At 41.6% G+C, this 7,593-nt stretch carries 11 protein-coding genes; 5 read left to right on the top strand and 6 right to left on the bottom strand.

Features of this window, described 5'->3' with window-relative positions; genetic code table 11:
- Positions 1 to 532 precede the first annotated feature (532 nt).
- Together I592_RS19565 and I592_RS19560 are read right to left on the bottom strand one after the other, a co-directional pair.
- Positions 533 to 1,393 (bottom strand): LysM peptidoglycan-binding domain-containing protein, encoded by an 861-nt coding sequence (locus I592_RS19565; protein WP_010778834.1) that lies wholly within the window; start codon positions 1,391 to 1,393, stop codon positions 533 to 535.
- An 80-nt stretch (positions 1,394 to 1,473) separates the two neighbouring features.
- Positions 1,474 to 2,034, bottom strand: coding sequence for a hypothetical protein (locus I592_RS19560; RefSeq protein ID WP_010778835.1), 561 nt, complete (start codon positions 2,032 to 2,034; stop codon positions 1,474 to 1,476).
- A gap of 168 nt (positions 2,035 to 2,202) precedes the next feature.
- Between I592_RS19560 and I592_RS19555 the strand changes: the two genes are divergently transcribed.
- Positions 2,203 to 2,532, top strand: a complete 330-nt coding sequence (locus I592_RS19555; protein ID WP_010778836.1) for a helix-turn-helix domain-containing protein — start codon at positions 2,203 to 2,205, stop codon at positions 2,530 to 2,532.
- A 103-nt stretch (positions 2,533 to 2,635) separates the two neighbouring features.
- On the opposite strand, the gene I592_RS21510 is transcribed toward I592_RS19555, so the two are convergent.
- The gene (locus I592_RS21510) at positions 2,636 to 2,812 is read right to left on the bottom strand and encodes a hypothetical protein (protein ID WP_155857528.1); all 177 of its coding nucleotides are present in this window, start codon (positions 2,810 to 2,812) and stop codon (positions 2,636 to 2,638) included.
- A gap of 181 nt (positions 2,813 to 2,993) precedes the next feature.
- Here I592_RS21510 and I592_RS21795 point away from each other — a divergent pair, with 181 nt between their 5' ends.
- Positions 2,994 to 3,161 carry a hypothetical protein gene (locus tag I592_RS21795; RefSeq protein ID WP_167540795.1) on the top strand — a complete coding sequence of 56 codons (168 nt, stop codon included), beginning with the start codon at positions 2,994 to 2,996 and terminating at the stop codon, positions 3,159 to 3,161.
- A 251-nt stretch (positions 3,162 to 3,412) separates the two neighbouring features.
- A complete protein-coding gene (locus tag I592_RS19545; RefSeq protein WP_010778838.1) occupies positions 3,413 to 4,045 on the top strand; it encodes an IS3 family transposase in 633 nt (210 codons plus the stop codon).
- Here the strand turns inward: I592_RS19545 and I592_RS19540 are convergent.
- Complete coding sequence (locus I592_RS19540) at positions 4,042 to 4,434, bottom strand: hypothetical protein (RefSeq protein ID WP_044926771.1); 393 nt, start codon at positions 4,432 to 4,434, stop codon at positions 4,042 to 4,044. The two genes, I592_RS19545 and I592_RS19540, sit on opposite strands and share 4 nt — an antisense overlap.
- Positions 4,435 to 4,494: 60 nt before the next feature.
- On the opposite strand from I592_RS19540, the gene I592_RS22095 reads away from it, so the two are divergent.
- Complete coding sequence (locus I592_RS22095) at positions 4,495 to 4,587, top strand: type I toxin-antitoxin system Fst family toxin (protein WP_244265218.1); 93 nt, start codon at positions 4,495 to 4,497, stop codon at positions 4,585 to 4,587.
- Between the two features lie 123 nt (positions 4,588 to 4,710).
- Here I592_RS22095 and trhA read toward each other — a convergent pair whose 3' ends face one another.
- Both trhA and I592_RS19530 read right to left on the bottom strand, forming a co-directional pair.
- The gene (gene trhA, locus I592_RS19535) at positions 4,711 to 5,346 is read right to left on the bottom strand and encodes a PAQR family membrane homeostasis protein TrhA (RefSeq protein WP_010778840.1); all 636 of its coding nucleotides are present in this window, start codon (positions 5,344 to 5,346) and stop codon (positions 4,711 to 4,713) included.
- An 88-nt stretch (positions 5,347 to 5,434) separates the two neighbouring features.
- On the bottom strand, positions 5,435 to 5,722 hold the full coding sequence (locus I592_RS19530) for a hypothetical protein (protein WP_010778841.1): 288 nt from the start codon (positions 5,720 to 5,722) through the stop codon (positions 5,435 to 5,437).
- A gap of 120 nt (positions 5,723 to 5,842) precedes the next feature.
- On the opposite strand from I592_RS19530, the gene I592_RS19525 reads away from it, so the two are divergent.
- Positions 5,843 to 7,567 (top strand): ABC transporter ATP-binding protein, encoded by a 1,725-nt coding sequence (locus I592_RS19525; RefSeq protein WP_010778842.1) that lies wholly within the window; start codon positions 5,843 to 5,845, stop codon positions 7,565 to 7,567.
- Positions 7,568 to 7,593 lie beyond the last annotated feature (26 nt).

Genomic DNA, 7,593 nt, shown 5'->3' with positions numbered 1-7,593 from the left:
ACACATAAATGCAAAAACAATCAATGCTTCTATTGATTTACAGCTTCCTTTCAGTACATAATATCCTCTTTTATGAAGGATGATTCATCTACCCTTAGACACTATTTTTTTCACAAAATTCTGAGAACATGACAATTAATTTGCTGATCTATTTAAACTCAATTCTTGATAGGGTAGAACAAACCATCATTAATTACATCAAATTTATCCACTATCCTCGGTTTTTTATTGTTTTTTTATTCAATCAAATTGAAGAAAATGATCGTAAGAATAAGGCAGTAGAAATAAGCAATCTTAACTAATCCTATTCTCTTAGTAATACTTTGAAAAACCAATAAAAATAATTTTTCTCTATTTATTTAGGTAGTTCATTTAGTTCACATTAAGAAATAAATTCTTTTCTACTGATTAGATCTTTCATAAATCAACTAGAGAAAAACTGTGGGTACCATTCAAAAACTGAATGGCATCCACAGTCTAAACTATCTATTTTTTTAATATAGTATTTCTTATGAACAGTTAATGAGCGCGTCTACTCCCAGGACATTACGCCATAACTTCCTGTAATTCCTTGCATCAATAAATTGTCTGCGTACCCTTCAATAAAGGTAGTTGCTTCTGCTTCTGATGAAAACAAATGCGCTCCCTTTTCAATATTTGTTGATTGGTCATCCCCTTCGGAGACGTAATACCACACGGTATATTGAACTTGCGGCTCTGGTTTTGGTGTTGGTATCGGAGCAGGCGTTGGGTCTGGTGTTGGAGTGACATTTATTCCCTCTCCATCATTAGGGGTTCCATTAGACGAATTTTCATTGTTTGTTGATCCATTCCCCTTACTATCTTCAGTACCAGATGGTTTAGATGCACCAGTATCAGTCGATTCAACAGTAGATGGATTCTGTGTACCCGAAGCAGCATCTGTAACCTGTGAAGGCTGACTGACAGATTCACCAATTGGTTGATTAGGTACTACCTTATCCGCTTCAGTAATAGATTGTTGATCCGTTATGACACCATTTTGATTTTGAACAGTCACTACGTTACCTTCAAACACCAACTTGTTTCCTGCATAAATCAAATTGTAATTTCCAATGCCATTCAACGAAGCCAATTTGTCCATGGCAATGTTCGTTGCCAATGAAATACCGCTTAACGTGTCTCCCCAGACAATAGTATATTCTTTTTTCCCTTCAACATCTTTTTTGATTTGATCAATTGATCGTGCTTCCCATTTACCATCAGCTGCGGATGCCTTAGTGGACTGTATCCCAGCTAATAGAATCCCACTCAGTACTACTGGACTAATAAGTAAGCTCATTTTCATTTTTTTGTTTAAAAATCGTTTTTTCTCCATATTCTTCTTTTTCATTACATTCTTTCGTCTTTCCATAATTTCCTCCTTGAAATCCTATTAGTACAATCTATTCAGTAATCCAAAAGAATACCTGGATTTGAATATTCTTTACTCTGTTATTGCTTCATTTCATCACTAAATAAAGATGGTTTTCTCCCATTTTTTCTTAATTGTTTACACAATTTCTCTGATCTCATTTTGTATTGCTCAAGACCCATTTTATAGTGCTCTGATTTGACTTTTTGAACAGTCAACTCATTTCTCATAAAGTAGTTCATCCGTTCTAAATCATGAATCTTTTGTAAAAGTATTCTTTTCTCTATTCCCGCTAAGCTTTCACAACTGTCTTGACAGTCTTCACAAATTGTATATGTTTCATTATCAACCATAGTCTGTGCTACTGAATAACTACCACACCATTCACAAGTCATTTCACTTGCGAGTTCAGCTTTGTACAAAATTTGTTGAACTTCAGATGACATATCCTCTGATTTTCTTTCAATTGAAATTATTAGTGCACCATCCACTCGCTTTACATTTCTAATTGAATGTCCTAAGTCAGATAATTCTTTTTCAGCGGTAATTAAAATTGCGTACCATCCTCGACCAATTTTGTAACCGAAGCGAATATACGAAAGATGCTTCAACGTTTCATAGTTGATTGCGTGTTGATTCATAAGTCTCACTTCCTTCTAGATCTATTCTTAATATATCTATAGTATACCAATCTAAAACCAGAAGTCAACATATAGTGTTTTTTATAAAGCGAAAAACAACACTATAGTTAATACAAGTGATAATTTAATTGCTATAGAATTAGAAGAAACAGATGGAACTGGTGGAGTATGGAAGAATTAGATGCAGCAAAAATTGGTAAAAGAATTAGAGAGTTACGGAAAATAAAAAAATTGACTCAAGAAAAGTTAGCTGAAATATCAGGAGTAAGCGTTGTATTAATTGGAACACTTGAAACTAAAGGAAGAAATATCTCTATTGAAACATTAGTTAAATTACTTGATGGACTAAATGTTAGCTTTATTGAATTTTTTTCTGCTTTCGAGTCAACTGAAAATGACACAGCAAACTTGATTGAATTACTTTCACGATCAAACAATAAAAAGGACTATATAGATGTATTTACCAAAATATTGAAAATGGAATCTAGTGATATTTGAATTGCTTTACTTATAAGTTCTTAATACGCAACTAATAACTACCGTTTTTTTATCCATTCAACCTTCAAACAGCTTGCTCGAGTGTACTGAGAGAGCTGTTTTTTTACTCTTCAGCTTTTGCCCCGTCTATTATTCTTGAAAGATCTTCGAGTTGAATATCCTCTCCTTCAGTTTCAACAAATTGTAGCGTGACTTCGACATCATAGGGAGACTCAACCTCTGAGAGGTTAAAAGATTCCCTGTCGCTATCGAATAATACCGTCTCTTCTTCTTCATCCAAGATGTCTTCTGAGACTGTTTCTTTGGATATAGGATAGAAGTTGAGACAGATTTTGAGAGAAGGTAAACTAATCTCAAAGTAAGGTGTCTCGTTATGCCAAAACGCTACACAAAAGAATTTAAAGAAACGATTTTAGAGTTGCACAAACAAGGAAAATCAGTACGACAATTATTCTTAGAATATGAAGTTGGATATTTTACTATTACTAAAGTGGGTTCAAGGTACAACCAGAATAAGTCCTGCCGGACTTACTCCCGACGAAGCTAAAGCTTTAAAAAAACAATTAAAAGAAAAAGACGAGGAACTCCTTATCTTAAAAAAGGCACTCGGCCTGTTGGCAAAGAAATAGAAATCATTGAATTCATAAGTCAAGAATGCAAAGCAGACCATCACAGTGTGTCAAAAATGTGTCGTCTGCTGGGCATATCTAGAGCTGTGTACTATCGTAAAATTAATCCGACCCTCTCCAAAAGAGCTAACGAACAAGCTTTGTTGGATCGTCGAGTCCTCCGTGTCTACCACGAAAGTGGTCGTGTCTGCGGTGCTGGGAAAATTCATTGAATACTCGCACAAAACTATTCAGACTATCGAAAAATCAGCATGAAATGTATTCAGAGATCAACGAGGCGTCAAAAGATCCAATCTATTGTCATTAAGAAATTCAAAGTAGGTAAGCCTGCCAAGATACTCTTGAAAAACTATCAAAATTTATTGAAACAAGATTTTTCCACTACTAGGTTGAATCAGAAATGGGTAGCTGATATCACATACATCCATACGTTAGACGATGGATGGTGCTATCTTTCAACTATCAAGGACCTTCATTCAAGAAAAATTATCGGTTATCACTTTGATCGTAATATGACGACTGTTATTGTAGGAAAAGCCCTTGAGGACGCTGTTTCAAATAGAAATGTTGAAAATGGGCTGATTTTGCATACCGATTTAGGGTCGCAGTATACAAGTAATGAATATAAAGAACGGCTGAAAGAATTAACTATCACCCATTCCTACAGCCTTAAAGGCTGTCCCTACGATAACGCAGGAATTGAATCATTCCATGCATTATTGAAGAAAGAATATGTGTACCAACGACCAACATATCAAACTTTTGAAGAAGCAAGGCGACAAATTTTCAGTTACGTTCAAGGATTTCATAACAACCGCAGAATTCACAGTGCTTTAGCCTATCTGTCTCCGGTTGAATTTGAGAAAAAGATACTGGCTGCTTAACATAAAAAATCTCTCGTAAAAAGTGTCTTAGCTATTGACTCTAATCCAGCTACCGAGGGCACAGACGTCGTGGACACGTCTGAAGAGCAAGCGGCTTCTGAGACATCTGCTGCGAAAGGACCTGTATTTTCGACAATCCCGGGAGCTAATTCGCCAATTCGCCAAACGTCATTAATAGTACCTGCACCACCCATCGGAAATGAACACCTCGCATCTGGTACGAGCCAGATGCCCCCTCCCGTGGCTGTGGAACAGGCCCCTTCGATACAGCAATCAGAACCGCCGCCTTCACCCTCACGCAGTCGAAGAGGCTTGCTTTCTCGACTGCTCCGCAAGAAACAGTGGGAATAACTCGCCGTATAAATAGGCGCGTCTCTTTGAACGGACATCTTTTTACGCAGGGCTCATCGCTCTTGGCAGCACCCCCACTGTGAAAGGAGGTAATCTGCTTGAGCGAACTGACCCGCTATCTACTCGCCCCGATCGTCATGGGCGTGATCGTTGCCCTCTTCAACCATTGGCTGAGGGGCCGCGATCCATAACGAAGCTGCCTGCGTTTTTTTATCTTATTGCCGCAGGTATTCTTCATAAAAAAAATGATGATCCCTTTGACAGGAATCATCATTTTTTGGCTGCCTTTTTTTAAATAGAAGGCGGCTATTTTCTTATAGATAGATCGAGAAGAACATCAGCATCGCACCCAGCATCACGAATAAGTGCCAGACCACGTGCATATACCGGCGGTTTTTCATGCTGTAGAAAAGCGACCCTACGGTATAGGCGACACCGCCTGCGACTAGCAGCAATAACCCCTTCAGCCCGACACTGTGGTACAGGCTTGGCAGAGCGATCACGACGGCCCACCCCATCACGTTATATATAATAGTAGAAAGCTTCGACACCGATTTGACTTTGCTTAGCGTCAGGCTTTTGTAGACAATACCTACGATCGCCGCCAGCCAGATCACACTCAGCAGCACGATCCCGATCGTCCCTTTGATATAGAGCAGGCAGTAAGGCGTGTAGGTCCCTGCGATCAATAAATAGATGGAGCAATGATCGAAGACTTGAAAGACTTTCTTGGCTTTCGTAAAGATCAAACTGTGGTACAACGTCGATGCTAAGAACAGCAGCAGCAGCGAGACCCCGTAAATAATGAAGGACACATAATGCAGCTCGCTAGTGGCCTTCCCCAACAAAAAAACAAACCCAATAATGCTCAAAACGACGCCCACTCCATGCGTCACGGCATTTAATACTTCATTTGTGATTAAATATTTTCGGTTGTACTGTGTCTCCATTTCGTTATCACCTCAGTTGATTTATTAAAGATACTATATCATGGTTAACAAGATAATTCAATCTAGTTTTTAAAACTAGATGTTAAATTTACCCTAAGATAATGCCGTTATCTGCTAACTTGTACCCAAAAACCAACAAGTCTCCTGCATAAATCTCTGCTTCCTTTGCCTCATTCAATACCTTGATCAACCCTGCGACGGTCAATAGTTCCTTTGGCTGCTTCGTCAAAAGGATCTTTCCTTCTTCCACCTTCACCTCGATCCGATTCGTCAGCTTTTTCCCATCGGCAATAAAAACATAGGTATACGAAGACAACTGCTTCAATTCGCCTTCCGCATCTACTTGAATGGCCGTCAATAAATCTTTGGCTTTCATGACATCCCCTCCTCTTTTATTATAACGTAAAACAAAACGATCGCGGGTTTTGTTATAATCGAGGGACTAAAGGATTCGGGAGTCTCCCACTCCTTAGAAAACTATGTAAGGAGAGAGAAGATGTCTAAACAGATTACGCGCTTTTTCAGCTACTATCGTCCCTATAAGAAATTATTCCTATTAGATTTTACCTGCGCAGTTTTTGCGGGCTTATTGGAGCTGGCCTTTCCTGTCGCGGTCAATCAGGTGATCGACAAAATCATGCCTAAAGGGGAGTTCCGCACGATTTTGCTGGCTTGCTTTGCCCTTTTGCTGTTTTATGTACTGAATACGGTGCTGCAATACATCGTGGTCTTTTTTGGTCACAAGCTGGGGGTCAATATCGAGACGGATATGCGGCGGGAATTGTTCGCCCACCTTCAGACGCAGCCCTATGAATATTACGACAATCAAAAAACGGGGAAGCTTATCAGCCGCTTGACGACGGATCTTTTTGAGATTTCCGAGGTAGCGCATCATGGGCCGGAGGACGTGTTCATCACCATCATGACCTTGCTGGGGGCATTTTTACTGATGCTTCAGAGCCATGTGAAGCTGGCATTGGCGACCTTTGCGTTATTGCCGCTGATCACGCTGGCGCTCGTGTTCTTCAATAAGAAGATGACCTCGGTCAATAACCGGATCTATGAGGACATCGGGGAGTTTAATGCGGGGGTGGAGGCATCGGTGAGCGGGATTCGCGTGACGCAGTCCTTTGCCAATGAGGAGCATGAATTTCATCGCTTCGGCGGGTTAAGTGACGCGTACCGCAAATCGAAGATCATCTTTTATCGTTTGATGGCGGTCAGTTCTTCCTATAATTACTTTTTGATTCGCTTGATCAATTTGTTCACGCTGATCTTTGGTTCGTACTACGTGATTCAGGGCGAATTGACGAATGGGCAGTTTGTCGGGTTCATCCTGCTGGCCAATGTCTTTGTCCGACCGATCGAAAAGGTCAATACCATGATCGAGAGCTACCCAAAAGGGATCGCAGGGTTCACCCGTTTGACCGAGGAGCTGGACAAGCAGCCGGCCATCGCGGATCGTCCGACGGCGCAGGCGGTCACCGAGCTGTCTGGGGACATTCGGTATGATGACGTGTCCTTTTCTTATGCGGACGGCAAAAAGGTGCTCCACCACATCGACCTCCACATCCAGCCGGGAGAAACGGTGGCGTTTGTCGGGCAGAGCGGCTCTGGGAAGACGACGCTGTGCAACCTGCTGCCGCGTTTTTACGAGGTCACCGAGGGGCGGATCACGATTGACGGGATGGATATTCGCGACATGACGCTGGCTTCTTTGCGGAGTCAGATCGGGATCGTCCAGCAGGATGTCTTTCTGTTTCCCGGCAGTATTCGGGAAAATATCGCCTATGGCCGTTTGGAAGCCACGGAGGAAGAGATTCTGGCTGCCGCTTCGATGGCTCATTTGGATGGCGTTTTCGCCCAGATGCCGGATGGGATCGACACCCAGATCGGTGAAAGAGGTGTCAAGCTGTCTGGCGGACAAAAGCAGCGGGTCGCCATTGCTCGGATGTTTCTAAAAAATCCGCCGATCTTGATTTTGGATGAAGCGACCTCTGCGTTGGATACGGAAACGGAGCAGGTGATCCAAAAATCGCTGAATACCTTGGCAAAGGGACGGACGACCATGATCATCGCCCACCGCCTCGCGTCGATCAAGCATGCCACACGCATCATCGTGGTGAGCGCAGATGGGATCGTCGAACAAGGCACCCACGAAGCCTTGATGGCAAAGGGCGGCGCCTATCGCGCTCTGTATGACGCACAATTCAGAAGCTAACAAAAAGTCTGTCTACCACCCCATAC

The sequence above is a fragment of the Enterococcus gilvus ATCC BAA-350 genome (assembly GCF_000407545.1).
Taxonomy (GTDB): Bacteria; Bacillota; Bacilli; order Lactobacillales; family Enterococcaceae; genus Enterococcus_A; species Enterococcus_A gilvus.
The sequence above is the reverse complement of the archived record's forward strand: the minus strand, read 5'-3'. Positions and strand labels throughout refer to the sequence as shown.